The 26,076-nt window shown below is 60.3% G+C and carries 24 protein-coding genes, 5 tRNA genes and 1 pseudogene; 14 read left to right on the forward strand and 16 right to left on the reverse strand.

What is annotated here, in order from left to right; genetic code table 11:
• The first annotated feature begins 99 nt into the window (after positions 1–99).
• The 3 genes from ACZ3GY_RS10935 to cobF all read left to right on the forward strand — a co-directional run bounded on the left by ACZ3GY_RS10935 (position 100) and on the right by cobF (position 4,674).
• A complete protein-coding gene (locus ACZ3GY_RS10935) occupies positions 100–1,389 on the forward strand; it encodes an MFS transporter (protein ID WP_463565271.1) in 1,290 nt (429 codons plus the stop codon).
• 98 nt (positions 1,390–1,487) lie between these two features.
• Positions 1,488–3,752, forward strand: a complete 2,265-nt coding sequence (gene ggpS / locus ACZ3GY_RS10940; protein WP_465910051.1) for a glucosylglycerol-phosphate synthase — start codon at positions 1,488–1,490, stop codon at positions 3,750–3,752.
• A gap of 157 nt (positions 3,753–3,909) precedes the next feature.
• Positions 3,910–4,674 (forward strand): precorrin-6A synthase (deacetylating), encoded by a 765-nt coding sequence (gene cobF, locus ACZ3GY_RS10945; protein ID WP_465910052.1) that lies wholly within the window; start codon positions 3,910–3,912, stop codon positions 4,672–4,674.
• A 239-nt stretch (positions 4,675–4,913) separates the two neighbouring features.
• On the opposite strand, the gene prmB is transcribed toward cobF, so the two are convergent.
• Entirely contained in the window at positions 4,914–5,819 is a 906-nt protein-coding gene (gene prmB / locus ACZ3GY_RS10950; RefSeq protein WP_465911009.1) for a 50S ribosomal protein L3 N(5)-glutamine methyltransferase, read from the reverse strand.
• A gap of 246 nt (positions 5,820–6,065) precedes the next feature.
• On the opposite strand from prmB, the gene ACZ3GY_RS10955 reads away from it, so the two are divergent.
• From ACZ3GY_RS10955 to ACZ3GY_RS10965, 3 genes are all read left to right on the forward strand, one after another.
• The gene (locus ACZ3GY_RS10955) at positions 6,066–6,665 is read left to right on the forward strand and encodes a cysteine hydrolase family protein (RefSeq protein WP_465910053.1); all 600 of its coding nucleotides are present in this window, start codon (positions 6,066–6,068) and stop codon (positions 6,663–6,665) included.
• A gap of 96 nt (positions 6,666–6,761) precedes the next feature.
• Positions 6,762–7,085 (forward strand): hypothetical protein, encoded by a 324-nt coding sequence (locus ACZ3GY_RS10960; protein ID WP_465910055.1) that lies wholly within the window; start codon positions 6,762–6,764, stop codon positions 7,083–7,085.
• A gap of 47 nt (positions 7,086–7,132) precedes the next feature.
• Positions 7,133–7,690: a Smr/MutS family protein gene (locus ACZ3GY_RS10965; protein WP_465910056.1), complete on the forward strand. Its 558-nt coding sequence runs from the start codon at positions 7,133–7,135 to the stop codon at positions 7,688–7,690.
• Between the two features lie 138 nt (positions 7,691–7,828).
• On the opposite strand, the gene efp is transcribed toward ACZ3GY_RS10965, so the two are convergent.
• The 3 genes from efp to ACZ3GY_RS10980 all read right to left on the reverse strand — a co-directional run bounded on the left by efp (position 7,829) and on the right by ACZ3GY_RS10980 (position 10,082).
• Positions 7,829–8,401: an elongation factor P gene (efp, locus tag ACZ3GY_RS10970; RefSeq protein WP_225833091.1), complete on the reverse strand. Its 573-nt coding sequence runs from the start codon at positions 8,399–8,401 to the stop codon at positions 7,829–7,831.
• Positions 8,402–8,447: 46 nt separating this feature from the next.
• Positions 8,448–9,578 (reverse strand): elongation factor P maturation arginine rhamnosyltransferase EarP, encoded by a 1,131-nt coding sequence (earP, locus tag ACZ3GY_RS10975; protein ID WP_465911010.1) that lies wholly within the window; start codon positions 9,576–9,578, stop codon positions 8,448–8,450.
• Between the two features lie 240 nt (positions 9,579–9,818).
• Entirely contained in the window at positions 9,819–10,082 is a 264-nt protein-coding gene (locus ACZ3GY_RS10980) for a hypothetical protein (RefSeq protein ID WP_465910057.1), read from the reverse strand.
• Positions 10,083–10,300: 218 nt separating this feature from the next.
• Here ACZ3GY_RS10980 and ACZ3GY_RS10985 point away from each other — a divergent pair.
• Positions 10,301–10,522 (forward strand): annotated as a pseudogene (locus ACZ3GY_RS10985) (type II toxin-antitoxin system Phd/YefM family antitoxin); the annotation flags it as partial.
• Between the two features lie 188 nt (positions 10,523–10,710).
• On the opposite strand, the gene ACZ3GY_RS10990 reads toward ACZ3GY_RS10985, so the two are convergent.
• A tRNA-Ser gene (locus ACZ3GY_RS10990) sits at positions 10,711–10,800 on the reverse strand.
• A gap of 353 nt (positions 10,801–11,153) precedes the next feature.
• Here ACZ3GY_RS10990 and ACZ3GY_RS10995 point away from each other — a divergent pair.
• From ACZ3GY_RS10995 to ACZ3GY_RS11005, 3 genes are all read left to right on the forward strand, one after another.
• Positions 11,154–11,843, forward strand: coding sequence for a crotonase/enoyl-CoA hydratase family protein (locus ACZ3GY_RS10995; RefSeq protein ID WP_465910058.1), 690 nt, complete (start codon positions 11,154–11,156; stop codon positions 11,841–11,843).
• Positions 11,844–11,968: 125 nt separating this feature from the next.
• Entirely contained in the window at positions 11,969–12,691 is a 723-nt protein-coding gene (locus ACZ3GY_RS11000; RefSeq protein WP_465910059.1) for a lysophospholipid acyltransferase family protein, read from the forward strand.
• A 76-nt stretch (positions 12,692–12,767) separates the two neighbouring features.
• Complete coding sequence (locus tag ACZ3GY_RS11005; protein ID WP_225833107.1) at positions 12,768–13,739, forward strand: magnesium and cobalt transport protein CorA; 972 nt, start codon at positions 12,768–12,770, stop codon at positions 13,737–13,739.
• Between the two features lie 193 nt (positions 13,740–13,932).
• Here ACZ3GY_RS11005 and ACZ3GY_RS11010 read toward each other — a convergent pair whose 3' ends face one another.
• From ACZ3GY_RS11010 to ACZ3GY_RS11020, 3 genes are all read right to left on the reverse strand, one after another.
• Positions 13,933–14,721 (reverse strand): ABC transporter permease, encoded by a 789-nt coding sequence (locus ACZ3GY_RS11010; RefSeq protein ID WP_463565279.1) that lies wholly within the window; start codon positions 14,719–14,721, stop codon positions 13,933–13,935.
• Positions 14,718–15,650: an ABC transporter ATP-binding protein gene (locus ACZ3GY_RS11015; RefSeq protein ID WP_463565280.1), complete on the reverse strand. Its 933-nt coding sequence runs from the start codon at positions 15,648–15,650 to the stop codon at positions 14,718–14,720. The genes ACZ3GY_RS11010 and ACZ3GY_RS11015 overlap by 4 nt, the downstream gene beginning before the upstream one ends.
• Before the next feature lie 79 nt (positions 15,651–15,729).
• Positions 15,730–16,350: a glutathione S-transferase gene (locus ACZ3GY_RS11020; protein WP_465910061.1), complete on the reverse strand. Its 621-nt coding sequence runs from the start codon at positions 16,348–16,350 to the stop codon at positions 15,730–15,732.
• Between the two features lie 331 nt (positions 16,351–16,681).
• Between ACZ3GY_RS11020 and ACZ3GY_RS11025 the strand changes: the two genes are divergently transcribed.
• Together ACZ3GY_RS11025 and ACZ3GY_RS11030 are read left to right on the forward strand one after the other, a co-directional pair.
• On the forward strand, positions 16,682–19,129 hold the full coding sequence (locus ACZ3GY_RS11025) for an acyl-CoA dehydrogenase (protein WP_463565282.1): 2,448 nt from the start codon (positions 16,682–16,684) through the stop codon (positions 19,127–19,129).
• A 76-nt stretch (positions 19,130–19,205) separates the two neighbouring features.
• Positions 19,206–19,616 (forward strand): PA2817 family protein, encoded by a 411-nt coding sequence (locus tag ACZ3GY_RS11030; protein ID WP_463565283.1) that lies wholly within the window; start codon positions 19,206–19,208, stop codon positions 19,614–19,616.
• 98 nt (positions 19,617–19,714) lie between these two features.
• On the opposite strand, the gene ACZ3GY_RS11035 is transcribed toward ACZ3GY_RS11030, so the two are convergent.
• The 4 genes from ACZ3GY_RS11035 to ACZ3GY_RS11050 form a co-directional block, all read right to left on the reverse strand.
• A tRNA-Gly gene (locus ACZ3GY_RS11035) sits at positions 19,715–19,790 on the reverse strand.
• Positions 19,791–19,803: 13 nt separating this feature from the next.
• Positions 19,804–19,879 (reverse strand) — tRNA-Glu (locus tag ACZ3GY_RS11040).
• Positions 19,880–19,926: 47 nt separating this feature from the next.
• Positions 19,927–20,002, reverse strand: a tRNA-Gly gene (locus ACZ3GY_RS11045).
• Between the two features lie 28 nt (positions 20,003–20,030).
• Positions 20,031–20,106: transfer RNA gene (locus ACZ3GY_RS11050), tRNA-Glu, on the reverse strand.
• 379 nt (positions 20,107–20,485) lie between these two features.
• On the opposite strand from ACZ3GY_RS11050, the gene ACZ3GY_RS11055 reads away from it, so the two are divergent.
• The gene (locus ACZ3GY_RS11055; RefSeq protein ID WP_463565284.1) at positions 20,486–21,256 is read left to right on the forward strand and encodes a hypothetical protein; all 771 of its coding nucleotides are present in this window, start codon (positions 20,486–20,488) and stop codon (positions 21,254–21,256) included.
• 56 nt (positions 21,257–21,312) lie between these two features.
• Here the strand turns inward: ACZ3GY_RS11055 and ACZ3GY_RS11060 are convergent, their stop codons facing one another.
• Positions 21,313–21,795 (reverse strand): free L-methionine (R)-S-oxide reductase MsrC, encoded by a 483-nt coding sequence (locus ACZ3GY_RS11060; protein WP_463565285.1) that lies wholly within the window; start codon positions 21,793–21,795, stop codon positions 21,313–21,315.
• Entirely contained in the window at positions 21,792–22,682 is an 891-nt protein-coding gene (locus ACZ3GY_RS11065; RefSeq protein ID WP_465910062.1) for an ATP-binding protein, read from the reverse strand. The genes ACZ3GY_RS11060 and ACZ3GY_RS11065 overlap by 4 nt, the downstream gene beginning before the upstream one ends.
• A 100-nt stretch (positions 22,683–22,782) precedes the next feature.
• Between ACZ3GY_RS11065 and ACZ3GY_RS11070 the strand changes: the two genes are divergently transcribed.
• Positions 22,783–25,092, forward strand: a complete 2,310-nt coding sequence (locus ACZ3GY_RS11070; RefSeq protein WP_465910063.1) for a hybrid sensor histidine kinase/response regulator — start codon at positions 22,783–22,785, stop codon at positions 25,090–25,092.
• A gap of 50 nt (positions 25,093–25,142) precedes the next feature.
• Here the strand turns inward: ACZ3GY_RS11070 and ACZ3GY_RS11075 are convergent, their stop codons facing one another.
• Together ACZ3GY_RS11075 and ACZ3GY_RS11080 are read right to left on the reverse strand one after the other, a co-directional pair.
• Positions 25,143–25,586, reverse strand: coding sequence for a MarR family winged helix-turn-helix transcriptional regulator (locus ACZ3GY_RS11075; protein WP_465910064.1), 444 nt, complete (start codon positions 25,584–25,586; stop codon positions 25,143–25,145).
• Positions 25,579–26,067: a glutathione peroxidase gene (locus tag ACZ3GY_RS11080; protein ID WP_463565288.1), complete on the reverse strand. Its 489-nt coding sequence runs from the start codon at positions 26,065–26,067 to the stop codon at positions 25,579–25,581. Before ACZ3GY_RS11080 ends, ACZ3GY_RS11075 begins: the two co-directional genes overlap by 8 nt.
• Positions 26,068–26,076 lie beyond the last annotated feature (9 nt).

Raw genomic sequence — 26,076 nt, forward strand, 5'->3', positions numbered from 1 at the left:
AATAATCTTTATATTTCAAACACCTAGATAACCATCGCAAAGATCACTGGCGCGCTTCATGCTTGCTATCACTGGCATATTCCCCTAGGGTTGTTCGCCATGTGGTCCTTGATTTCCCCTATCAGCTCGTTGCTGGGTGGGGTCGCATTACTCCTCCTTGGCAACGGTTTGCTCAACACTCTACTGACTCTGCGTGGCGTCGCCGAAGGCTACTCCACCGGAATGCTCGGACTGATCATGTCCGGGTACTTCGTCGGTTTTCTCCTCGGCACCTGGCTGGCGATTCCGCTGGTTCGTCGCGTTGGGCATATCCGTGCATTCTCCTTTTGCGCCGCCCTCGCCGCGATCACCGCGCTGCTCCATGTGTTGATCGTCGACCCCTGGGTATGGCTTGGCTTGCGGGTGCTCTACGGCCTGGCACTGGTCAGCCTGTACATGGTCATAGAGAGTTGGCTCAACGCTCAGGTGCCCAACGATAAACGCGGGCAGATGTTCGCGGTTTACATGGCGGTCAACCTGGGTGCCCTGGCTGCTGCTCAGCAGTTGCTGAACCTGGCCGATCCCGGTGAGTTCCTGCTCTTCGCCCTGGCGGCAATGCTGATCAGCGCGGCGCTGATGCCCATCACCCTGACGCGCCAGCCGCAGCCAAGCGTACCGGATACCTTGCACACCAACCTGCGCGCCATCGTCGGCATCGCCCCGCTGTCGATTGCCGCGGCCGGCCTCTCGGGGCTAGCACTTGGTGCGTTCTGGGGGATGGCGCCGGTGTATGCCAGCCTCAATGGTTTCGATGCGTCGGGGGTCGGCCTGATGATGAGCGCGACTATTCTCGGTGGCGCCTTGCTGCAACTGCCAATCGGCCGCTTCTCCGACAGCCATGATCGGCGCTGGGTGCTGTTCTGGGTAGTCAGCGCCGCGGTGGTCGTCGCACTGCTGATGAGCCTGTTGCCTGCCGGGCGCACGCTGCTGGCGCTGATGTTCATCTTCGGTGGGCTGTCGTTCGCCATCTATCCCATCGCCGTGGCGCAACTGATCGACCAGTTGCACAGCGACGAGATTCTTTCCGGTTCCAGCAGCCTGCTGATGATCAACGGCGTCGGCTCCGTATGCGGGCCGCTGCTCGCCGGCATACTGATGCAATACACCGGCGCTGCCGCACTGCCGCTGTATTTCGCTGCAACCCTGGGGCTGCTGGCGGCCTACACCTTCTATCGCCTGCGCCACGTCAGCGACCTGGTCGCCGGTGAGCAGGCACACTTCGTACCGATGCTACGCACCAGCCATACCGTACTGGAGCTGATGCCCGACGCCCCACCGTCGGACGATGAAAACGACCCGGACAACGGTAACCAAGGTGACGAGCAGGAGCCCGCCACCGCTTCATCGTAGGCAAACGCCTACAGAACAGAGGCACCTCAAGGTGCCCGCTTTGCTCGTCGGCTGATGTCGGCGCGTCACTGCACCACTCATGGACAGGGAGACAGCGCATGCTACTTGCAACCGATCTTGATGGAACCTTTCTCGCCGGTGATCCCGAGGATCGCCTGAGCCTTTACCAGACCATCGCCGCTCACCCGGAAATTCAGTTGGCCTACGTAACGGGTCGCAGCCTGGAAGCGGTATTGCCGCTATTGGCCGACCCGACCTTGCCACAACCGGACTTTATCATCGCCGACGTCGGCGCCACCTTCGTACACGGCGACACCCTGCAACCGATCCAGCGCCTGCAAGGCCAGGTCGATGCTCTCTGGCCGGGCGAGAGCCTGGTCGCTCAAGCCTTGGAAGGCTTCGATCTGGAACGCCAGGACGTACCGCAAGCGCGCCGCTGCTCGTACTTCTGCACGCCCGAGCAAGCGGCCGATCCAGCCCTGCTGGCAGCAGCAGAAAAGCTAGGTTGCGATCTGCTCTACTCCGCGGATCGCTACCTGGACTTTCTGCCCAAGGGCGTGAACAAAGGCTCCAGCCTCAAGGCCCTGGTCGACTGGCTGGGCATCGAGGCCGGCCAAGTACTTGCCTGCGGCGATACGCTCAATGATTTGAACATGCTCGACGGCACTTACAAGGGCGTCTGCGTCGGCGAGTCGGAGCCCAACCTGATCAAGGCCACCGAGCATCAATCCTGGATTCTGCAAGCGGATCGCTCAGGTTGCGGCGGCATTCTGCAGGCCTTCGTGCATTTCGGCTTCCTCGGCGAACATGGCATTGCTGCGGAAAAACGCAGCGCCACCAAACCAGGCCGCGCCGAGCTGGTAATGGTCTACCACCGCCTGCCCTACGAAGAACACCGCGTGGACGGCAAGGTGCAGCGCCGCCGCCCGACCTCGCCCAACGGCATCATCCCGACCCTGATGAGTTTCTTCGGTGATTCGCGCCCTGGCTCGTGGGTCGCCTGGGCGGTCGACGAGGAAGGCGACGAGCCGTTCGAAACCCATACCACCGTGGATGCCGAGCGCTACCCGAAACTCACCGCCGCACGGGTGGCACTGAGCAAGGAAGAAGTCGACATCTTCTACAAGCGCTTCTCCAAGGAAGCCTTCTGGCCGACCCTGCATACCTTCTGGGAGCGCGCACGCTTCGACGAGGATGACTGGCAGGTGTTTCTCAAGGTCAACCGTGCCTTCGCTGAGCGCACCGCAAAGGAAGCCGCAGAAGGCGCCATCGTCTGGCTGCACGACTACAACCTGTGGATGGTGCCGGGCTATCTGCGCGAATTGCGCCCGGACCTGCGCATCGCATTCTTCCACCACACCTACTTCCCATCGGCCGACGTGTTCAACGTACTGCCGTGGCGCCGGCAGATCATCGGCAGCCTGCTGCAGTGCGACTACATCGGCTTCCATATCCCCCGTCAGGTGGAGAACTTCGTCGACGTAGCGCGTGGCGTCACGCCGCTGCAGACCGTCAGCCGGCAGAACTGCGCGCCACGCTTTATCACCTATGGCTGCGCAGTGGGCCTGGAGCGCATGACCACCGCCGTGGATACCGGCAGCCGCGTAGTCAAGCTTGGTGCTCACCCGGTCGGTCTGGATATCGATCGCGTTCGCAATGCCCTGGCGCAGGAAAAAACCCGCGAGCAGATGGCCAACCTGCGCAGCGAGCTTAGTGGCATCAAATTGGTACTGTCGGTCGAGCGCCTGGATTACACCAAGGGCATTCTTGAAAAACTCCAGGCCTACGAGCGACTGCTGGCCGACAACCCGGAGCTGCACAAGAAGATCACCCTGGTCAGCATCTGCGTGCCGGCGGCCCGCGAAATGACCATCTACGACGAGCTGCAATCGCAGATCGAACAGGCAGTGGGGCGTATCAACGGCCGCTTCGCGCGGATCGGCTGGACGCCCGTGCAGTTCTTCTTCCGCAGCTTCCCGTTCGACGAAGTGGTGGCCTGGTATGCCATGGCCGATGTCATGTGGATCACCCCACTGCGTGACGGCCTCAACCTGGTGGCCAAGGAATTCGTCGCCACCCAGGGCTTGCTCGAGGGCCAGGGCGTGTTGGCGCTATCCGAGTTCGCAGGTGCTGCAGCGGAGCTCAAGGGCGCGTTGCTGACCAACCCCCACGACACCGCGGATCTGGCGCAGACCTGCTACCTGGCGCTGAACATGCCCAAAGCCGAAGCCCGTGCGCGGATGCGTGAGCTGTTCGATATCGTCAACTACAACGATATCCGTCGCTGGGGTGACGAGTTCCTCGCCGGCGTCGCCGAGCCATCGGCAGAAGAGGAAAATGTCCTGCGCCTGGCGGCTGGTTAAACACCAGTAGCCTGGCGTTGAGCGAAGCGATACCCCGGGGAGCATTCGGCCTGCCGACAAATCGCTCCTGCGCATCGCTTCGCTCAGCAGCAGGCTACGGTCAGCTGTCGTGACGAACTGCTATGCTGCGCGCCATTGCAAGTACGAGACGCGCAGCATGAAAGACATCCTGATCATCGGCATCGGCGCCGGTGACCCTGACTACCTCACCACGCAAGCGATCAAGGCGCTCAATCGCGCCGACGTGTTCTTCATCCTCGACAAGGGTGAAGCCAAGGACAAGCTGATCGCCCTGCGCCGCCTGATCCTCGATCGCTATATCGAGCCTGGTCGCCCTTATCGAATCCTCGAAGCGACCAACCCGGAACGCGAACGCGATGTGGCCAACTATGACGCGAGCATCGACAGCCTCAACCGTGACAAGCAGGCGGTGTTCGAGCAGTTGCTTGGCCAGTTGAAGGACGGCGAAACCGGCGCCTTCTTGGTCTGGGGCGACCCATCGCTGTACGACAGCACCCTGCGCATTCTTGACGGCGTGATCGCCAGTGGGCATCAACTCGAATACGAGGTGATCCCGGGCATCACCAGCGTTCAGGCGCTTACCGCGCGTCACCGCATTCCTCTGAACCAGATCGGCCGTGCCGTACAGATCACCACTGGTCGACGCCTACGCGAAGGCTGGCCAGAGGGCGTGGACAGCGTGGTGGTGATGCTCGACGCACAGGACAGCTACCGCCATGTGATTAGCGAAAATCTACATATCTACTGGGGCGCCTACGTCGGCACGCCGGACGAGATTCTTATCGCCGGCAAGCTCGCCGATGTCGCCGAGCGCATCGCGCATACCCGCGCAGCTGCCCGCGAGGCCAACGGCTGGATCATGGACAGCTACCTGCTGCGCCGTGGCGGGCGCGAGGCCTGATCGCAGACTCGAGGATATCGGCCGTCTGCTGCCTGTCGCCTGGCTGTTCGACCGCTACAAGGCGGAAGCGGACGTTCGCGATCTCGTGGGAGGGGCTTTAGCCGCGAGCTCTTTACGCCTAGCTAGGCAAAATCGAGGCTAAAGCCTCTCCCACAAAAGCTCTGCTCACCGGCCGCTTGCGCCACGTAGCGGCCGGTCAGGCGACTTTTGTTTCGAGCTGGCCGATCAAGAAAATCGCCTCAGAGACGCTCGCGAAACAGCGCCTGATGTTCGCGGCACTGCTCAGCCGACAGCATGAACACGCCGTGGCCACCACGGGCGAAGTCTAGCCAGGCGAAATCCACTTCGGGATACAACGCCTCGACGTGCACCTGGCTGTTGCCCACCTCGACGATCAACAGGCCTTTCTCGGTCAGGTGATCGGCTGCTTCCGCCAACATCCGGCGTACCAGATCCAGCCCGTCATCACCGCAGGCCAGACCCATTTCCGGCTCGTGCTGATACTCAGCCGGCATGTCGGCGAAATCTTCGGCATCCACATAGGGTGGGTTGGAGACGATCAGATCGAAGCGCTGCCCCGGCAGCCCGGCGAAGCCGTCGCCCTGCACGGTATACACCCGCTCATCGAGGCCATGGCGCTCGATATTGCGGTTGGCCACCTCCAGCGCCTCGTAGGACAGATCCCCAAGCACCACTTCGGCATCGAGGAACTCATAAGCGCAGGCGATGCCAATACAGCCCGAGCCCGTGCACAGGTCGAGAATCCGCGCCGGTTCACCAGACAGCCAGGGGCTGAAACGCTGCTCGATCAGCTCGGCGATCGGCGAACGCGGCACCAGCACGCGCTCATCGACGATAAAGGGTAAGCCACAGAACCAGGCCTGGCCGAGCAGGTAGGCGGTTGGTACACGGTCTTCTATGCGCCGTTGCAGCAAAGCGTGCAGGTGCTGCTGCTCGTCCTCCTCGAGGCGGCAATCCAGGTAGCTGTCAGCGATTTCCCAGGGCAGATGCAGGGCGCCAAGCACCAACTGCCGCGCCTCATCCCAGGCATTGTCGGTGCCATGCCCGAAGAACAGCTCCTCTGCCTGAAAACGGCTCACGGCCCAGCGGATGTAATCGCGCAGCGTGCGCAGGCGGGTGTTCAGGGCTGGGCGGGCATCGGTCACAACGTGGCTCCGGGCAAAAGGCGTTAGTTTAGCAGGCCTACCCTGGCAATCCAGCGCTGCCAGCCGCCTGTTCGATGGGCAGGCCCGCGCTTGTGCTCGGAAGCTGAAACGATTCACTTGGGTTACCGAGACCGCTGCGCTGCAATACAACCAACAGAGAGGTTCACAGCAGCGTCATAGAGGCGGACAATATGCACCGTTAACCGCGCCAGCAAGGAGTCGTACATGTCGTCCCACCCGCAAACGTTCTATCAGCTCACTGGTCGTGGCCATGCGCCTGCCAACCTGAGCAATGCGACTCTGCTGGTCATCGATGCCCAGGAAGAATATCGCAGTGGTGTGGTGCAGTTGCCTGGCCTGGATGCAGCCCTGGCGGAAATCGCCAAACTGCTGGATGCCGTACGTGCCCAGGGCGGCGCCATCGTTCACGTCAAGCATCTGGGCATCCCTGGTGGCCTGCTGGATCCCCGTGGCCCACGTGGCGACCATCTCCCGGAAGTGGCACCACTGCCGGGCGAGATCGTCGTCGAGAAGCGCATGCCGAACGCTTTCTCCGGTACCGACCTGCACGAGAAGCTGCAGTCCCTCGGTCATCTCGATCTGATCGTCTGCGGGTTCATGACCCATTCCAGCATCAGCACCACCATTCGCGCCACCAAGGATTACGGCTACCGCTGCACCGTGGTCGACGCCGCCTGCGCCACCCGTGATCTGCCGACGCCGGATGGCAAAGTGATCAGCGCCGCTGAGATGCACCGCATCGAAATGATCGCCCTGGCCGACAACTTCGCAGCCTGGGTTCCAGACGCCAGCGCACTGCTGTAAGCCCGCTTCAAATGCGTCGCCTGGCGCCGCATTGGTTTGAACCCGCCTTACTCCTGCCAGTCATAGCGAAAAGATCCCTCGAGGAAATGTCGCCCCATGAAGCAATCAGACGGTTTCAATGCCCGCCGCCTACGCCCGAAAAACTCGGGCAACTGGCGCTTGCAGGTTGCCGCAGCCGTTGCGGCCCTGTGTGCGACGTTCGGTATTCTGTTGGCCATGGCGGGTACCGCAACGCTATTGGGCAGGCCGCAGATACTTGGCAACCTGAATGACTCTACCAGCAATGCCGGCGTCATACTGGCACTTGGCCTGGTCTTGCTTTACGGCGGTGTAGTGGGTTGGCGCAAATGTCGCCGCCGTATACGCCATCGCAAGGCTGACCTGGCCATGTCGCCACACCTGATGAAGAAACGCGACTGACCCGCCCTTCTCCGCTTGGTAAACTTGCTGCCCCTGCGGAGGCTCCAATGCAAGACGATGATTTTTCCCTGTTCAAGGCCCAGCTGCATGGTGTGAAGCCGATCAAACATGATCGCGCCGACACCGGCAAACCCAAGAGCGACCGTGCACGCCTCGCCACACTGCGTCAAGCGGCGACGCTGCGCACGGACACCATCAAGGTGGATGGTCTGTCCGATCAGTTCGTCATCGATGTCGGCCCTGAGGATGCGCTGTACTGGGCCGGCAACGGCGTGCAAGACGGCCAGATGCGCAAACTCAAGCTTGGCCAGATCCCTTTCGACGGCAGCCTCGACTTGCATGGCATGAGTGTGGAGAAAGCCCGCGACACTCTCTGGGAGTTTCTCGCCGAAGCGACCAAGTTGGAGGTTCGTTGCGTACGCGTGACCCATGGCAAGGCGGTACGCACCGACGGGCGCAGGCCGATGATCAAGAGCCACGTCAACACCTGGCTGCGTCAACACCCGCAAGTGCTGGGCTTCACCTCCTGCATCGCCAAGCATGGCGGAACCGGCGCGGTCTACGTGATACTCAAGCGCATCATGATGGATGGCCGCGACGAGTAAGGTTAGCGTCACACCGGAGCAAATCATCTAGAGTTGCCGCTGCACACCCCGCTAATAAGTAAGGCGCCTGCCATAAACGGTAGGCACAAAAAACCCGGCGCGAAGGCCGGGTTTTTCATCACATCGCAAGCCTGACGATCAGACCGGCGCCTTGGCGCGGGACTTGTACTCGCCGGTGCGGGTGTCGATCTCGATCCAGTCACCGATTTCGCAGAAATCAGCCACTTTCACTTCAGTGCCGTTGCTCAGCTTGGCTGGCTTCATCACCTTGCCGGAAGTGTCGCCACGGGCGGAACCTTCGGTGTAGGTCAGCTGACGCACGATAGTGGTCGGCAGGTCGACGGAGATCACTTTGCCTTCGAAGAACACGGCTTCGCAAACGTCGTTCATGCCTTCTTCGATGAACGGCAGAACGCTTTCCAGGTCTTCGGCGCGCAGCTCGTAGGAGTTGTATTCCGGATCCATGAAAACGTAGTCGTCGCCGCTGATGTAGGACAGGTTCACTTCCTTGCGCTCAAGGATGACCGGCTCCATCTTGTCGTCGGCTTTGTAGACGGTTTCAGTCTTCGAGCCGTTCATCAGGTTTTTCAGCTTCATCTTCACGATGGCGCTGTTACGACCGGACTTGGTGAACTCGGCCTTTTGGATCAGCCATGGCTGGCCATCGATCAGGGCCACGCTGTTAGGCTTCATTTCTTGTGCGGTTTTCATACGAATATCCGGATCTGAATGGATTTACAAAATTCGAGGCCGCGTATCATAGCCAATTTCGGTAAAACTGCACCAGCGCCGCGGCAAGATCTGCACGTACCGCCTGGCACTTCGCCCACTCCCGGGCATGGGTGGCCAGCTCATCGCTGCACTGCAGCCAAGCGTTCCAACCATCATTCATTGGCGCGCCAGCATTCCAGGCTCGCCACACGGCCCGCAGCGCTGAGCTGGCTTCGGTAGAAAGGCCTTGGCAGTACAACGCCATGAAAGCCTCCAGCTTATCCCAGTGCGCGCCCTCCTCCTGAGGATAGATGTGCCAGACGAGCGGTCGACCGGCCCACTGCGCGCGCACGAAGGAATCCTCGCCGCGTACCAGATTCAGGTCGCAGCACCAGAGCAGCGCGTCGTACTGATCCTGCTGCATGAAAGGCAGCACCTGAGCACTCAGCGCACCACGCCTCACCACTGAGCCAACGTCGACAGGCTGCCCCAGCCAGTGCTGCAGATCCCCGAGAACCCGACCTTCGGGCACCAGTAGATGGCTGGGGGTGGCATCGCTCGCCAAGGCGTCCAACCAGCCGGGCAACGAGGCGTTCTCGTAGGCGAACAGGGAAATCAGCCGCGCGTCAGAGGCCGGGCGCACGCCCATCGACTCGAGGAAGCGCTCACGGGCGCCAGCGTCCTGCTGCAGCACGTCACGGGCGCCGAGCACATCGCCCTCGCGCAGCAATCCACCGGTACCCGCGGTAAAACCGGGAAAGAAGAAAAACTTCTGTAGGCCATTGCTCTGCATCGACGGCAGCCCATGGCAGCCCTCGACCCAATCCTCGGCACTCAAATATTCCAGGTTGAGCCAGAGAATCCGCGCGGAGCATGCAACCATCGCGGCCACATACTGGCTAGGCAACGCACAGGCAAAAGCCTCGATAACCACATCTGCCGGCTCGACCACTTGCCAGGTCTGCTCCCAACGACGCACCTCGACACCATACAAATGCTGGCAGGCTGACTTGGCATCCGCTTGCGAACAAATACGCGCAAGCGCGGCCAAGTCATCGACCCACAGGCGCACCTCAGCGTCCTGCTCGTCGACCAACTGCCGCGCCAACCGCCAGGTCACCCCGATATCGCCGTAGTTGTCCACGACCCTACAGAAAACATCCCACTTCACTGCCACATTCCCACTCAAAAAGAGGTATCCACACGCCAAATGTTCGCACTGCAGGCCACGCTATTTACCGTGGGCAGCGGCTAGCCGTTACTGCAGGCGACTCACAGTGGCGCGCATCGTCGAGCGCCATTCTACGATGCTCTGAGGATCTTGATCCTAGTACCCCAGAGCCATTCTGAGCCCCCATACAGACTCGCCCAATGAAAAAGCCCGGCACTAGGCCGGGCTTCTGATTAGCGCGCCGCGTTACTTCGACTTTGCAGCCTGGCTCGACTTGTTACCGCTCGATTTATTACCAGGGGACTCATCCGCGTCCTTGTGCTTGCTACTGGCAGCAGCAGAGCCTTTATTTTGTCCGCTCTTTTCATCGTCGCGCTGCTGGGCCTTGGATTGCTCGGCAGGCTTTGACTTATCCTTGTCGTGATGCGCCCCTTGCGAACTATTCTTGGCGCTGCCGTTTGCAGAGCTCTTGGATTTATCCTGAGCACCTTCGGTACTTTTCACGTTCATGACAGTTACCTCGAGAGAGGCCAAAAATTTGGCCTCATAGAATCCGAGAGGCCGAAATCCTAGAGGTTCAGGCTATACAGTGACCGCCTGACGGATATGCACACCTCCCCCCGATGACCTGCAGGACGCTTTGCGGCTGACCCACTGAACGACGAAGAGCCATTAACATGACGTACGACTTAGCGTACGACGAGAGCATCCCCAGGAGGCCAATCATCATGCAACCACTCACTGCCAGCGAAGCACGCAGCAACCTGTATCGCTTGATGTATCAGTCCGCAGAATCCCATCAGCCGATTCTGATCTTGGGCAAGCGCAGCAACTCCGTGCTGATCCCGGCTGATGATTGGGAAGCCATCCAGGAAACGCTGTACCTGCTGTCCGTTCCTGGCATGCGCGAATCCATCAAGGAAGGCATGGAAGAGCCGGTAGACGACTGCGCTACCCTCCGACACCAAGAGCATGGCCGGCCTGGTTTTCAGGATGATGGAATTCAGATCGGACTAAAGCGGCCATAAGCAGACTGGAAAACGCGCTTTTGCCCTAGAAATGTCCTAACCCTCAGAAGCCAGAAACACAAAACCCCCGTAATCTCTAGGATTCACGGGGGTTCGCGTTGATTCGAAAGTGGCGGTGAAGAAGGGATTCGAACCCTTGATACGATTTCTCGTATACACACTTTCCAGGCGTGCTCCTTCAACCGCTCGGACACTTCACCGGATCTCGCCAGACATGCTGTCTGTCGAGGCGCGCTAATGTAATCGAACGTTTGCCCAAAGGCAAAACTTTTTTAGAAGATTCATGTGGTTAAGCCACAACAAGTGGCAGCCCGCTCCAGCAAGTGCAAGGGCTCAACGGCGGCTTACCAATCTGCGGTGACAGGCATGGATGAAATTGTCGGCAATGCTGATCGGCCCAATTCATCATCGGCACTACGTTGCAAGTGGGATCTTCCCTTCACTCGCCTGGGCAGCTTGGCCCTGAACACTGACTTGTCGGTCATCCTTCGCGCTTTACCTGACCTCGTCCGATGGGTAACGTCAGCCGCATATCCAGAACAAGGAGTCGACCATGAGCGACCTGATCAGCTACCAACTCGATGACGGCATCGCCACCCTGACCTTGAGCAACGGCAAGGTGAATGCCATTTCTCCTGCGCTGATCGAGGCCTTCAATGCAGCCCTGGATCGCGCCACCCAGGACAAGGCCATCGTAATCCTCACCGGGCAGCCGGGCATTCTTTCCGGGGGTTACGACCTGAAGGTAATGACCTCCGGCCCGCAGAATGCCATCGACCTGGTAGCCGCGGGTTCGACCCTGGCGCGACGCATGCTCGCTCATCCTTATCCGATCATCGTCGCCTGCCCGGGCCATGCGGTAGCCAAAGGTGCGTTCCTGCTGCTTTCCAGCGATTACCGCATCGGTGTCGAGGGGGCCTTCAGCATTGGCCTCAACGAAGTGCAGATTGGCATGACGATGCACCATGTCGGCATTGAGCTAGCCCGAGATCGCCTGCGCAAGTCCGCATTCCATCGCTCGGTAATCAATGGCGAGATGTTCGATCCGCAGAGCGCAGTGGATGCCGGTTTCCTCGACAAGGTGGTGCCCGCCGAGCAGTTGCTCGCCACCGCCCTGGCCGTGGCGGCGCAGTTCAAGAAGATCAATATGAACGCCCACCGCAAGACCAAGCTCAAGGTACGTGCCGCGCTGCTGGAAACCCTCGACAGGTCTATCGAGCTGGATAAGCAGCACGCCTTGTAAGGTTCATGCATGCCGCCTCATGGGCTGTATGCATGAATGCTGGCAATCACTGGTAATGGCCTGGCAATTGCCCAAAGCCCGGGCCACCTCTACACTGCGCGACCTTTTTCGAGTGGGTCGCACCTATGCTTTTCGTACTGCGCATGCTGATGATGAGCGTGCATTTCATCATCGCAGGCATTCTCGGATTGCTATTGGGCCTATACAGGCCCTTCCACCCGGATAACAGCCGCCTCTGCGCGCGCTTCTATTCTCTACCGGCACTGCGGCTGTTACGCATTCGGGTAGAGACCGATACACGCAACCTTGCCGAACACAGCAAACCTTGCGTGATCATCGCCAATCACCAGTCCAACTATGACCTGTATGTCATCGGCCGCGTGGTACCCAGGCGCACCGTGAGCATTGGCAAGAAGAGCCTTAAATGGGTGCCGCTGTTCGGCCAGTTGTATTGGCTGGCGGGTAATGTGCTGATCGACCGTGGCAATGCGCACAAAGCCAAGCGCTCGATGCTGGCCACCACCCATACACTGCAGCACGAAAACACCTCGATCTGGGTATTCCCCGAAGGCACCCGCAATGGCGGCGGTGAACTGTTGCCCTTCAAGCGGGGCGCCTTCCAGATGGCCGTCAACGCGGGCGTACCGATCATCCCCGTATGTGCCAGCAGCTATGTACGAAGCCTGCGCCTGAATAGCTGGAACAGTGGCAAAGTGATGATCCGTTCACTGCCCGAGATTCCCACTGCAGGCTTGAGCATGGATGACCTGCCTCAATTGATCGAAACCTGCCGTACACGCATGCAGGCTTGTATCGATTCGATGGATGCCGAGCTGGCTCGCACCTGAGAGCCTGTTCAAAGGTGCTGAGCGAGTTGAGATAAGCAGGTAAGCTGCAGCGAACAGGTTACGCACGGGGCCAACCATGGGCGAAGTCGTCGCAGCAGCCGTTTACAGCAAGGGCCGCAAGGTCAGCGATATCCATCTCGACGAAGGCCGCGATTGGGCGAGCAAGCCCGAGCACTTCGTGTGGATCGGCCTGCACGATCCTGGCAGCGAAGAGCTCGGCAACCTGCAGCGGCAGTTCAATCTGCATGAACTGGCCCTGGAAGACGCGCTGCAACGGCACACTCGCCCCAAGCTCGAGACCTTCGGCGATGCGCTGTTTCTGGTGCTCTATTCACCGGTGCAGGTCGGCGACGAACTGACCTTCGTGGAAACTCAGTTATTCGCCGGCAAGGGCTACGTGATCAGCGCCCGCTACGGCGAGTCTGCGCCCTATTCCAGGGTGCGCCAGCGTTGCGAGGCACGGCCGCTGTTGCTTGAGCATGGCGAAGACTTCGTGCTCTACGCCCTGCTCAGCTTCATCATCGAAAATTACCGACCGTTGATGGATATCTATTACGCCGAGCTGGAGCAGCTCGAACAGACGGTGCTGGAATGCGCCATGACCCATACCGAGGTGGTGCGCATTCAGCAACTGCGCCGCGACCTGTTGCGCCTGCGCCGCAATATTGGCCCGTTAGCGGAGATCTGCCAGGAGCTGCAACACCTGGACTTCCCCTTCATCGACAAGAACATGCGGCCGTACTTCCGTGACGTCGCCATCCACGTCAATCGCCTGCTCGAAGACCTGACCAACCTGCGCGAGATGGCCGATCACGCCATCGAGATTGGCCTGCTGCTGGAGTCGTCCCGGCAAAGCGTGGTGCAGCGCAAGTTCGCCGCCTGGGCAGCCATACTGGCCTTCCCCACAGCCGTCGCCGGCATCTATGGCATGAACTTCCACAACATGCCCGAGCTCACCTGGCAGTACGGCTACTTTGCCGTCTTGGGTGTGATCGGCGCAGGCTGCGTTGGCCTGTACGCCAGCTTCCGGCATTACGGCTGGCTGTAGACGGCAAAGCGCAATATCCCTGCTACCTGAAGCCGCCGCCAACCGTAGGAGCCGGCTTGCCGGCGATCAGCGTTCACCAGGAGTTCGCACTTCGTGAGACGATCGATTCGCGCCGAGGGCGACGCACCTACAAGTGGGCTCTCTTGCAAGTTCAGGTAAGGGGCCGGGCATACAGCCCCCTACCTCGCCTCGCTTACTGGCGCATGCCGCGCCCGCTGACCAGCAAACGCACACACAGTACATAGAGCACCGCCGTGGCGACCAACATAAAGCCGATGGCGGTGCCGATGCGGATGTCCGATACGCCGAGAATGCCGTAACGGAAGGCGTTGACCATGTGCAGCACCGGGTTAGCCATCGACACGGTCTGCCAGAACGGCGGCAGCAGGGTGATCGAATAGAACACGCCGCCCAGGTAGGTCAGCGGCGTCAGCACGAAAGTCGGGATGATCGATATATCGTCGAAGTTGCGCGCGAACACCGCGTTGACGAAGCCGCCCAGCGAGAAGATCGTTGCCGTCAGCAGTACCACCAGCACCGTCAACCCCAGGTGGTGCACCTGCAGATGGGTGAAGAACAGCGACAGCATCGTCACGATCACACCGACCGCCAGCCCGCGTAGCACGCCTCCAGTGACGTAACCGATAAGGATGGTGTGCGGCGACACCGGGGAGACCATCAACTCCTCCACCGAGCGCTGGAACTTGCTGCCGAAGAAACTCGACACCACGTTGCCATAGGCGTTGGTGATCACCGACATCATGATCAGCCCCGGCACAATGTACTCCATGTAAGTGAAGCCACCCATGTCACCGATCTGCCGACCGATCAGATTGCCGAAGATAACGAAATACAGAACCATGGTGATCGCCGGGGGCAGCAGCGTCTGCGGCCAGATACGCATGAAGCGACGCACTTCGCGGTAGACGATGGTGCGCAACGCCACGATGTTGGCGTTGAACTCGGACTGCTCATGACTCATACGGCCACCTTCGACAGGTTCTTCTCGACCAGGGACACGAACAGTTCCTCCAGGCGGTTGCTCTTGTTACGCAGGCTCAGCACCTCGATGTTGTGTGCCGACAATTGCCGGAACAGCTCGGTGACGCCCTGGCTTTTGTCCACCTGCACTTCGAGGGTGTGGTGGTCGACCAGCTTGGCGGGATAGCCGACAAGCTGCGGGACGGCAGCCAAGTCGTGCTTCAGATCCAGCAAGAAGGTCTCGACATGCAGTTTGCCCAGCAGCGCTTTCATGCTGGTGTTCTCGACGATCCGCCCGTGGTCGATGATGCCGATGTTGCGGCACAACTGCTCGGCCTCTTCCAGGTAGTGGGTGGTGAGAATGATGGTGATGCCCTGCTTGTTGAGGTCAGTGAGGAAGCTCCACATCGAGCGCCGCAGTTCGATGTCGACACCCGCAGTCGGCTCGTCGAGGATCAGCAGCCGCGGCTGGTGCACCAGCGCCCGGGCGATCATCAGCCGGCGCTTCATACCGCCGGACAGCTCCCGCGAGGCTACGTCGCGCTTGTCCCACAAGCCCAGCTGGTTGAGGTACTGCTCGGCACGCTCCTTGGCCAGGCGCGCAGGAATACCGTAGTAACCGGCCTGGGTCACGACGATGTCGAAGACCTTCTCGAACTGGTTGAAGTTGAATTCCTGGGGCACCACGCCGATGCAGCGCTTGAGCGCGGCAGGCTGGGCGTCCAGGTCATGGCCGAACACGTTGACCGTGCCACTGGACTTGTTCACCAGCGTCGAGAGGATGCCGATGGTGGTGGATTTACCCGCACCGTTAGGGCCGAGCAAGGCAAAGAAATCACCTTCGGCCACATCGAGGTCGAGACCGTGCAGGGCCTGGAAGCCGTTGCCGTAGGTTTTGGTCAGCTGCCGGATCGACAGAGCAGTACTCATAAAGGATACGCACGCATGAAAAATGACAGGATTTAGATGGGGGTATTGTCGAACTATTACAACGAAATATCAGGGGGAATCAGTTCAGCTCGGTCATCACCGCACACTGATAGGCCGGTCGTTCGCGCAGCCGCGCATACCAGGCCTGCAGGTTGGGCTGTGGCGGTCGCTCGATGGGCATTTCAAACCAGGCGTAGATGAAGCTACCAAGGGGAATGTCGCCCATGCCGAAAGCGTCGCCGGATAGATAGTCATGCTCGCCTAGCGCCTGCTCAGGCAGTGCGAGAAGTTCGATGCAGCGCAAACGTGCAGCCTCGATGGACGCAAGGTCGCGCTGCTCGACCGGGGTACGCAAGGTGCCCCAGAACAAATCGCGGAACACGCCGGCAAAGGTGGACGTGGTCCAGTCCATCCACTTGTCGCCGTTCGCACGGCTAACAGGGTCTTCGCGATAGAGGTTGCCCGGCGCGTAAGCTGCCGCCAGGTAACGCACGATGCTGTTGGACTCCCAGAGCACCAGGCCACCATCCTCGAGCACGGGCACCTGCCCGTTGGGATTGCGCGCCAGAAACTCGGGCTGATCAACCACCCCGAACGCGCCGCCGGCATCCAGCCGTTGATAGCCGACGCCAGCCTCCTCCGCACACCACAGCGCCTTGCGCACATTGGTGGAATTCTTGCGGCCCCATATCTTCAGCATTGCCAATCGTCCTTATCAGAAGCCCATGAGCCGAAACGCTGACAACCCTACCACTCTGCTCAGAAGAAGAAAGCCAGACATACTGATGTTGGCTATCGACCTCGTTCATGTAGCACGCGTACGGGCCATTCATGAGCTGACCAACAGGTCATCCGCAGACGCAATTTGTTAGCCGAACTACGCGGCCCCGGCAGGGGTCACTATCGTGAACGCAACAGGTCGTGACCACCCGGAAGTGATCTGTAACGCCCCTGTCGGCAGCCTCTGCGCTTGCCGACTACGATTATGGCGTCGGTAGTCGTTCTGCCATCGCCATCATGGAGGATTTTGCATGCTCGCTGTCTGGTTGCTCGTTCTGGTTATCGGTACGGCCTTCTTGGCCCACCGCCGCACGGCGCCCCTACCCGCCCTGGCAATCGTTGCCGCTTATCTGCTCGTCATGGGCGCCTACAGCCACGCGCCGGGCTGGCTGATGGTGATCTTCTGGCTGCTCTGGCTGGCGGTCGCCTTGCCCCTGGCGCTGCCGGAGCTGCGCCGCAAGCACTTCACCGCACCGCTGTTTGCCTGGTTCCAGAAGGTGCTGCCGCCGATGTCGGCCACCGAGAAGGACGCCATCGAGGCAGGCACCGTATGGTGGGATGGCGAGCTGTTCAGCGGCCGCCCCGACTGGGATAAGCTGCTGGCCTACCCGAAAGCCAAGCTGACCGCCGAGGAGCAGGCCTTCATCGACGGCCCGACCGAAGAGCTGTGTGCCATGGTCAGCGAGTGGGAAATCGGCCAGCGCATGGATCTGCCGCCCGAAGCCTGGGCGCACATCAAGCAGCATGGCTTCTTCGCCCTGATCATTCCCAAGGAATACGGCGGCAAGGGTTTTTCTGCCTACGCCCACTCCCAAGTGGCCATGAAGCTGGCCACCCGCAGCGGTGACCTCGCCTCCACCGTGATGGTGCCCAACTCCCTCGGCCCGGCCGAATTGCTGCTGCATTACGGCACCGAAGAGCAGCGCAACCATTACCTGCCGCGCCTGGCCCGTGGCGACGATATCCCCTGCTTCGCCCTGACCGGCCCGCTGGCGGGTTCCGACGCGGGCGCCATGCCCGATAGCGGTGTGATCTGCAAAGGCCAGTGGAACGGCGAGGAAGTCGTCGGCCTGCGGCTGAACTGGGAAAAGCGCTACATCACCCTCGGCCCGGTAGCGACGCTGCTTGGCGTGGCCTTCAAGGCCTATGACCCGGAACACCTGCTCGGCGACAAGGAAGAGCTGGGCATCAGCCTGGCACTGATTCCCACCGACACCCCCGGAGTCGAAATCGGTCGCCGCCACCTACCGCTGGGCGCTGCCTTCATGAACGGCCCCAACTCCGGCAAGGATGTATTCGTACCGCTGGAATACCTGATCGGCGGACCGGACTACCTCGGCAAGGGCTGGATGATGCTGATGAACTGCCTGTCGGTAGGTCGCTCCATCTCCCTGCCCGCCGTCGGCACCGGCGCCGCCAAGTACACCAGCCTGGTCACCGGCCAGTACAGCCAGGTGCGCGAGCAGTTCAACGTACCGCTGTCGGCCTTCGAAGGCATTCAGGAGGCGCTGGCTCGCATCGGCGGCAACGCCTGGCTGATGGACAGCGCACGCATCCTCACCGCCAATGCGGTGGATCTGGGCGAGAAGCCGTCGGTACTTTCGGCGATCCTCAAGTATCACCTGACCGAGCGTGGCCGCGAGTGCATCACCCACGCCATGGACGTGCACGGCGGCAAGGGCATCATCATGGGCCCGAGCAACTACCTGGGCCGCTCCTGGCAAGGGGCACCGATCTTCATCACGGTCGAGGGCGCCAACATCCTCTCGCGCAACCTGATGATCTTCGGCCAGGGGGCAATCCGCTGCCATCCTTACGTACTCAAGGAAATGGCCCTGGCCAATCGTGAGGATCGCGATCAGGCGCTGGTGGAGTTCGACGACCTGCTGATGCAACACATCGGTTTTGCCGTCAGCAACGCCGCCAGCACACTGATTCTCAGCCTCAGCCTGGGCATGCTCGGCAAGGTGCCGGGCGACCGTATCAGCCGCCCTTACTTCCGCGCGCTGAACCGCCTGAGCGCCGCCTTCGCGATGCTTGCCGACCTCAGCATGATGCTGCTGGGCGGTGAACTGAAGCGTCGCGAGCGCCTTTCGGCACGCCTGGGTGACGTACTCAGCCATTTGTATCTGGCCTCTGCGGCTCTCAAGCGTTATCACGACCAGGACTACCCGGAGCACGTCCGCCCGCTGCTGCATTGGGCGCTCGAGGAGAGCCTGGGCAAGGCCGAGACCGCCATCGACAATTTGCTCAGCAACTTCCCCAACCGCTTGCTGGGAAGTGCCCTGCGCGTGCTGGTTTTCCCCTTCGGCCGTCGCCACCAGGGCCCGGACGATCACCTCGACGCACAGGTCGCGGCGATCATCGGCCGCAATGCGGGCGACCCGGCACTCGAAGAACTGCTCGAAGGCTGCTTCCGCCCGAGCGCTACGGACGACCCGGTTGGCGCCCTGCAACACGCCTTCAATCTGCTGCAGGAAGCTCAGCCGCTACAGAAGAAGCTGCACAAGGCCGTCAAGGCCGGGCAGGTTCGGGAAACGCCGGGGCAGAACGAGATCGAAACGGCAGTGGCTGCCGGCGTACTCACCGCCGAGGAAGGCCAGCAGCTGCAACGAGCTGAGGTTGCCCGTCGCGTGGTGATCGATGTCGATGACTTCAGCAAGGAAGAGCTGCTGCCGAGCGAGGGCAAGGTCAGGTAGTCCTTACTGCAGGCACGACAGCGGGCGCCGTGGACTTTATACTCCGGCGCCCGTTTTACTTTCAGGATCACCGGACATGGCCAACACCCATCTCGATCACCACATCGCACTGCTCAACCACCTGCGCACCATTCTGGTCGCCCTGGGCGAAGCCGAGCAGATTCTCGATGACAGCCATGCCAACTTTCTCGAGCGCTATGACGAGCTGCTGGCCGAGCTGCCAGTAGATTTCGAACGCAGCCAGTACCTGGGTCAGGATCTGATCAGCCAGATTTTCCAGCGCTACCCGCAGATCGCCCACCTGGTGCCCCGCGACCTGCTGTGGTTCTTCGGCGGCGACTGCCTGCACTTCATGCCGGACGAAGAGATCGAGCTGTACCAGCAACTCGACGAGCGCCGCTTCTACGCCGAAGAAAACGACGAACCGTTCGACTGGAATCAGGAAAAGCAGCTGCTGGCGATGCCGACACCAAGCAGCCGCCACTGACGAAAAAGCCCGCCAGCACTCAACCCGTGCTGGCAGGCCTCGAAACACCAAAAGGCAGACACGAAAAAGCCGCTCAACGAGCGGCTTTTTCGTTTATTTGGAGCGGGAAACGAGACTCGAACTCGCGACCCCGACCTTGGCAAGGTCGTGCTCTACCAACTGAGCTATTCCCGCATTTACAACAAATTGGCGTCCCCTAGGGGACTCGAACCCCTGTTACCGCCGTGAAAGGGCGGTGTCCTAGGCCACTAGACGAAGGGGACCTTGAACTTTTTTACAACGATTCAGCTGCCAAGCTGAATCAATAATCTGGAGCGGGAAACGAGACTCGAACTCGCGACCCCGACCTTGGCAAGGTCGTGCTCTACCAACTGAGCTATTCCCGCATATGTTGCTTCCACTTCATTTCCGAAGTGGCGTCCCCTAGGGGACTCGAACCCCTGTTACCGCCGTGAAAGGGCGGTGTCCTAGGCCACTAGACGAAGGGGACGTTGCCCGGAATTTCCGGCTTCCGCGCTGTGCCTTTCGGCATTCCCTTGGAAGTGGCGCGCATTCTATGGAGCCTTTTAACGGTCGTCAACCTCTCAAATAATATTTTTTAAAATCAACGACTTCACCCTGGATTTCAGCAGTCCGATGAGAAACCTTAAAGTTCGATATAGAGAGCCCTACAGGGCCATGACACAAGACCTGAACATGAACACTCCACTGGCGGCTGGCTGGCTCTTTGCCATGCCGATGATCAAGAGCCTCCTCACAACTTAGCAAATGTCGGCATGAAGAGTGCGTGATCAAATGCAATCGCCGCTAGGAGGCGCCCCAACTAAGCACTACACTCGTGCGAAAATGGCGTTTGAGAGGTTAAAGCGATGTCCTCGCTCGTGATCACCCTGGCGATAATCGGCGGCATCATCCTCTTGGTGCTGATTGCCTATCTGAATCAATTGGCCGAAAACAACAAGCGCAAGAAGGCACGCCTTAAAGCTGATCTAGCCGAGCGCTACCGTCGTATCGCCGATCTCAACGAGCAGTTCGCCGGGCAATTCATGACGCCGGAGCTCAAGCTGTTGCTCAGCCGTCTGCAGTTACACTTCGCCGAACGCCTGCTGGAAGTCGATAAGCAGGATGCCGCCTACGCAGCCATGGCCCAGGAACTGCGCAAATTTATCGGCCAGGGCGAGGCCATCCCGGTTCGCAATGCCCCCTTCCCGGTGACCGACGACGAACGGGCGAAACAGGTTCGCGCTCAACTGGAAATGCTGCACGGCCAGATCAGCAAAGCAGCACAGACCGGCCTGCTGCCTGTCGATGAAGCCAAACAATGGGCGCAGCAGATACGCCATATGCTGGCTCAGCTTTATATAGAGCTTTATGGCAACCAGGCCCGGCATGCGCTGCAGCAGCAACAGATCGGCCACGCCCGCCTCGCACTGGAGCGTGGCGTGCAGTTCCTGCAAAAGCAGAGCGACGTGGCGCGCTATCAGGCGCCGCTGGCGCAGTTCCAGAAACAACTCGCGCAGGTCAACGCCATGCTGGTCAATCCAGGACAACAGGCCGTCGATGAATCCAGCGAACTCAACGAGGGACTGAAGTCGCTGGAAGGTGATGGGGACTGGAAGAAGAAGGCGATATACGACTAGTGCTGTTGCCGTTTCAACGCAAACCGCGTTGTTGAAACGGCAACAGACGCCGGATCTCAGCAATCACTCGCGCGCAGCAGCACGGCGGCGAGGCCTTCGATTCCTCGTTGATCAACCTCGCTGAACCGCCCAAGCAGCGGACTATCCAGATCCAGCACGCCAATCAGCCGGCCATCCTTGATTAGCGGGATGACCAATTCACTGTTGGACGCACTGTCGCAAGCGATATGCCCGGCGAAAGCATGCACGTCCTCCACCCGCTGGGTTTGCAACGACGCTGCCGCGGCGCCACAAACACCGCGCCCAAACGGAATGCGTACGCAGGCGACTTTGCCCTGGAACGGCCCGAGCACCAGCTCATCGTCCTTGACTAGATAGAAACCGGCCCAATTGAGCCCTTCCAGCTCGTGAAAGACAAAAGCGCTGAACTGCGCAGCATTGGCAATGAAATCGCGCTCACCGCTCAACAGTGACTCGAGCTGGGCAGTCAGCAACGGATAACCGTCGAGGCCCGTACCGCTTTCACTCAAATCGATCATCGCGACGTCTCCAGCAGTTGCAGGCCCACCCACTGGCGGGCGAATTGATAGGCACAGCGGCCGTTACGATTACCCCGCCCCGTCGCCCAGCGCACGGCAAGCTTTTCCAGATCCTCGCTCCACTGCCATTGCAGATCCGCCTCTGCTGCCTGCACGTCGACCCAGTGGCGCACCACATCCAGGTAATGCTGCTGGGTGAAGGGGTAGAAGGACAGCCACAGGCCAAAGCGATCCGACAAGGCGATCTTGTCCTCGACGGCCTCGTTCGGGTGCAGTTCGCCATCGACCATCTTGGTATTAGCGTTGTCACTCTCACGCTCCGGCACCAGGTGGCGGCGGTTGGAGGTGGCGTACAGCAGCACGTTCTCCGGCGAACGCTCAAGGGAGCCGTCGAGCACACTCTTGAGCACCCGGTAATCGCCCTCTCCCGCCTCGAACGACAGATCATCGCAGAACAGGATGAAACGCTGCGGCAGCTTCATCAGCTGTTCCACAACGCGCGGCAGATCGGCCAAGTGGTCACGCTCGATTTCGATCAGCCGCAAGCCGACACCTGCATGCTCGGCCAGCAGCGCACGCACCAGCGACGATTTACCAGTACCCCGGGCGCCCCACAGTAACGCGTGGTTGGCAGGCATGCCCTGAACGAACTGGCGGGTATTGCGCGCCAGTTGCTCGCGCTGGGTGTCGACACCGATCAAGTCACTCAGGCTCATGTCCAGGCTCACTTTCAGCGGCTGCAGATAGCCACTGCGCCCCTCACGCTGCCAGCGCGCGGCCAGACATTGCTGCCAATCGAGCGGCTCGCGAATCGCAGGCAGCAGCGGCTCCAGGCGTGTCAGAACACTGTCGGCACGCTGGAGAAAATCAAGCAAACGGGAATCCACGGTCAGGCCCTCGAATCATCAGTATGTTGAGGCGGGTGTGCCGAAAAGCAGGCCATATCGACTATGCTTGGACAGCGATCGGAACGAGACAGCGCCTTATATGGAAATACCACTGACACAGCGGCTGTCATTCAAACAGGCTGGCGTTACCGTCCTGGTGGCGTTCATCATCGGAACGCTGCTCAGCCTGGTGCAGATAGGCGTCGATTATGCCAGTGAAGACGCCGCCATCAACCGCGAGATTCGTGCGCTGATGGAGATCAGCCACAATCCTGCCGCACGTATCGCCTACAACATCGACGCCGAACTGGCCCAGGAATTGGTCGCCGGCCTGCTGCGCTCGCCCGCCGTGACCGGCGCACGCATCGTCGACAGCAATGGCGAGTCCCTGGCCAGCACCACGCAGCCAGCGGCGGAAAGCAACTATCGAATCTTCAGCGACTTCTTGTTCGGCAACAGCCGCCATTTCGAAACTCGCCTGTCAGTCGAGCATGCGCCTGACGAGCAACTGGGCATGCTGCAACTGGACATCGACACCTACGCATTCGGCAGCAACTTCCTCAAACGCGCGATGTTGACCCTGGTCAATGGCTTCGCCCGCAGCCTGCTGCTCTCGGTGATTCTGCTGGTGCTGTTCTATTTCATGCTGACCAAGCCACTGAACCAGGTGGTTCAGTCAATCGCCAGCCGCGACCTGCGCACCCCGGATCGCACCCGCCTGCCCTGCCCGCCCGGCCACGAGCGCGACGAAATCGGTGTCTTGGTAGCAGTTGCCAACAACCAGCTCGCCAGTATTTCCACAGAGATCGAACAACGACGCAACGCCGAGGATCGACTAACCGACTACCTCGGCGAGCTGGAAGCCATCGTTTCAGCCCGCACAGTGGAGCTCAAGGCCGCCAACAGTCGCCTCAGCCGCTCCAATGAAGAACTGCAGCAAGCCCGCCACGACGCCCTGGCCATGGCTCAGGCACGCTCCATATTTCTGGCCAACATGAGCCATGAGATCCGTACCCCGCTGAACGGCTTGCTGGGTATGCTGGCGTTGTCTCTGGAAGGCACGCTGAGCAGCGAGCAGCGCCAGCAGCTGTCGATCGCTCATGACTCCGGCAAGGTGCTGGTCGATCTGCTCAACGATATTCTCGATCTATCAAAATTCGAGGCAGGACAACTGGAGCTGGAGAACATCGCCTTCGACCTCGGCACGCTGGTCGAAGGCACCGCCAGCCTGCTGTCGCAAAACGCCCTGCCCGGCGTCGAGTTAACGTGCCTGATTGACCCGCAATTGCCGTCGCAGATGCTTGGTGACCCGACACGGGTGCGGCAGATCGTCAGCAACTTGCTGTCCAATGCCCTGAAATTCACCCGCGAGGGCCGCGTTGATATCCGTATTCGTGCCGAGTCGAATCAGGTTCGTATTGAAGTCTGCGATACCGGCATCGGTATTGCGGAAGATGCACAGGCACGTATTTTTCATCCCTTTACCCAGGCAGGCGCGGACATTACTCGTCAGTTCGGCGGCACCGGCCTAGGGCTGGCACTGACACGCCGTCTGTGTGAGGCCATGCATGGCCAACTGGAATTGCTCTCTACGCCTGGTAGCGGCAGCCGTTTCAGCGCGATATTGCCGTTACCAAGCTTACAAGCGGCTCCTGCCCCTCCACGGCTGGCGGGACGAGTATTGGCCATCTGTAGCGCCAATACGGGCTTGGCCGAATTGCTCCCCATGCAGATCAACCGCTGGGGCTTGGGTTACCAGCGCCTGGACAGTGCCCAACAGGCCAGCGACATCGATGCCGACGTACTGATCAGCGATTGCCCGACCTGCATGGAACGTCTGCGTCAGCAGACCACCACACCGATCATTCTGGTCACTGCTTACGGCAGTTTCCTCGATACCGAACAAGCACGTGCCCTGGCACCATTGGAACAGGTAGCCAGGCCACTCACCCGCCATCACCTGCTGCAGGCGCTGGGCCGCGCCTTACAGCAGCCGTCAGAGAACGCGAGCGGGCCACAGGTACGCGCAGCAACACCCCGTAAGCAAGCACGTGTGCTGCTGGTCGAAGACAACCCGGTCAACCAGTTGGTGGCCAAAGGCATGCTCGGCAAGCAGGGCCTGGAAGTAACGCTGGCCAACAACGGTGAGCAGGCGCTGGAGCGACTGCAGGAAGAACCTGTCGACTTGGTGCTGATGGACTGCAACATGCCCGTGATGGACGGTTACGAAGCTAGCAGACGCATACGCGCCAACCCGGCGTGGCAGCATCTACCCATCATTGCCCTTACCGCCAATGCGCTTTCCGAAGAGCGCGAACGTTGTTTGGCGGCGGGCATGAGCGATTACCTGGCGAAACCCTTCCGCCGCGAAGAGCTACTCGCCCTGCTCGATCAATGGTTGCCGAGCTAGCGTCTGCTCCCGCCTCAGTTGCGAGCACATCCTAGCCCCTCACATAACACTCAGAGGCTGCGCATGCGCTGTAGAAGCCCATCCAACTGCATGCGTAGTGGCTCCAGTTCCTGGCTATCGACCCCATGCTCACAGAGCAATTCTCGCTTCAATGCAGGCACCAGGGCCTGCAACTGACGACCAGCAGCGGTAAGGCCCAGATGCACTTCACGCTCATCTTGCGCACAACGCTGACGCTTAACCAGACCCGCGTGCTGCAAACGTTTGAGCAATGGCGTCAGGGTGCCCGAGTCGAGGAGCAGACGCTCCCCCAGCGCCTTCACGGTCGGCTGCGCAGGCGGCGTTTCATCCCACTCCCAGAGCACCAACATGGCCAGGTACTGGGGGTAGGTCAGTTGCAGCCTGTCGAGCATCGGCTTGTAGGCACGCACCACCATGCGGGATGCGGCATACAGCTTGAAGCACAGATGCTGGTCAAGTTTCAGATCAGCCATTGAGCATCGCTTCGATAGCGGCACTCAGTGCCTGGGGCTTGGTGGTGGGTGCATAGCGCGTCACCTTGCGGCCATCGCCACTGATCAGGAACTTGGTGAAATTCCACTTGATGCGCTGCGTGCCTAACAGGCCGGGCGCCTCGCGCTTGAGTTGCACGTAAAGCGGATGCGCACCGTCGCCATTCACCTCGATCTTGCGGAACAGCGGGAAACTGACCCCGAAATTCAGCTCGCAGAAGCTGGAGATCGCCTTGTCGTCGCCCGGCTCCTGCTTGCCGAACTGATTACAGGGAAAGCCCAGCACTACCAGCCCCTTGTCTGCGTACTGCTTCCAGAGGTTTTCCAGCCCTTGATACTGCGGAGTGAATCCGCACTGGCTGGCGGTATTGACCACCAGAATAGCCTTGGCGCCGAAGTCCGCCAGATTCTTACGCTCGCCGCTGATGGTAATGCAGGGTATCGCCAACAGATCTTGACTCATGGGTGCGGG

It is taken from the genome of Pseudomonas sp. PME37.24/006, from assembly GCF_055556635.1.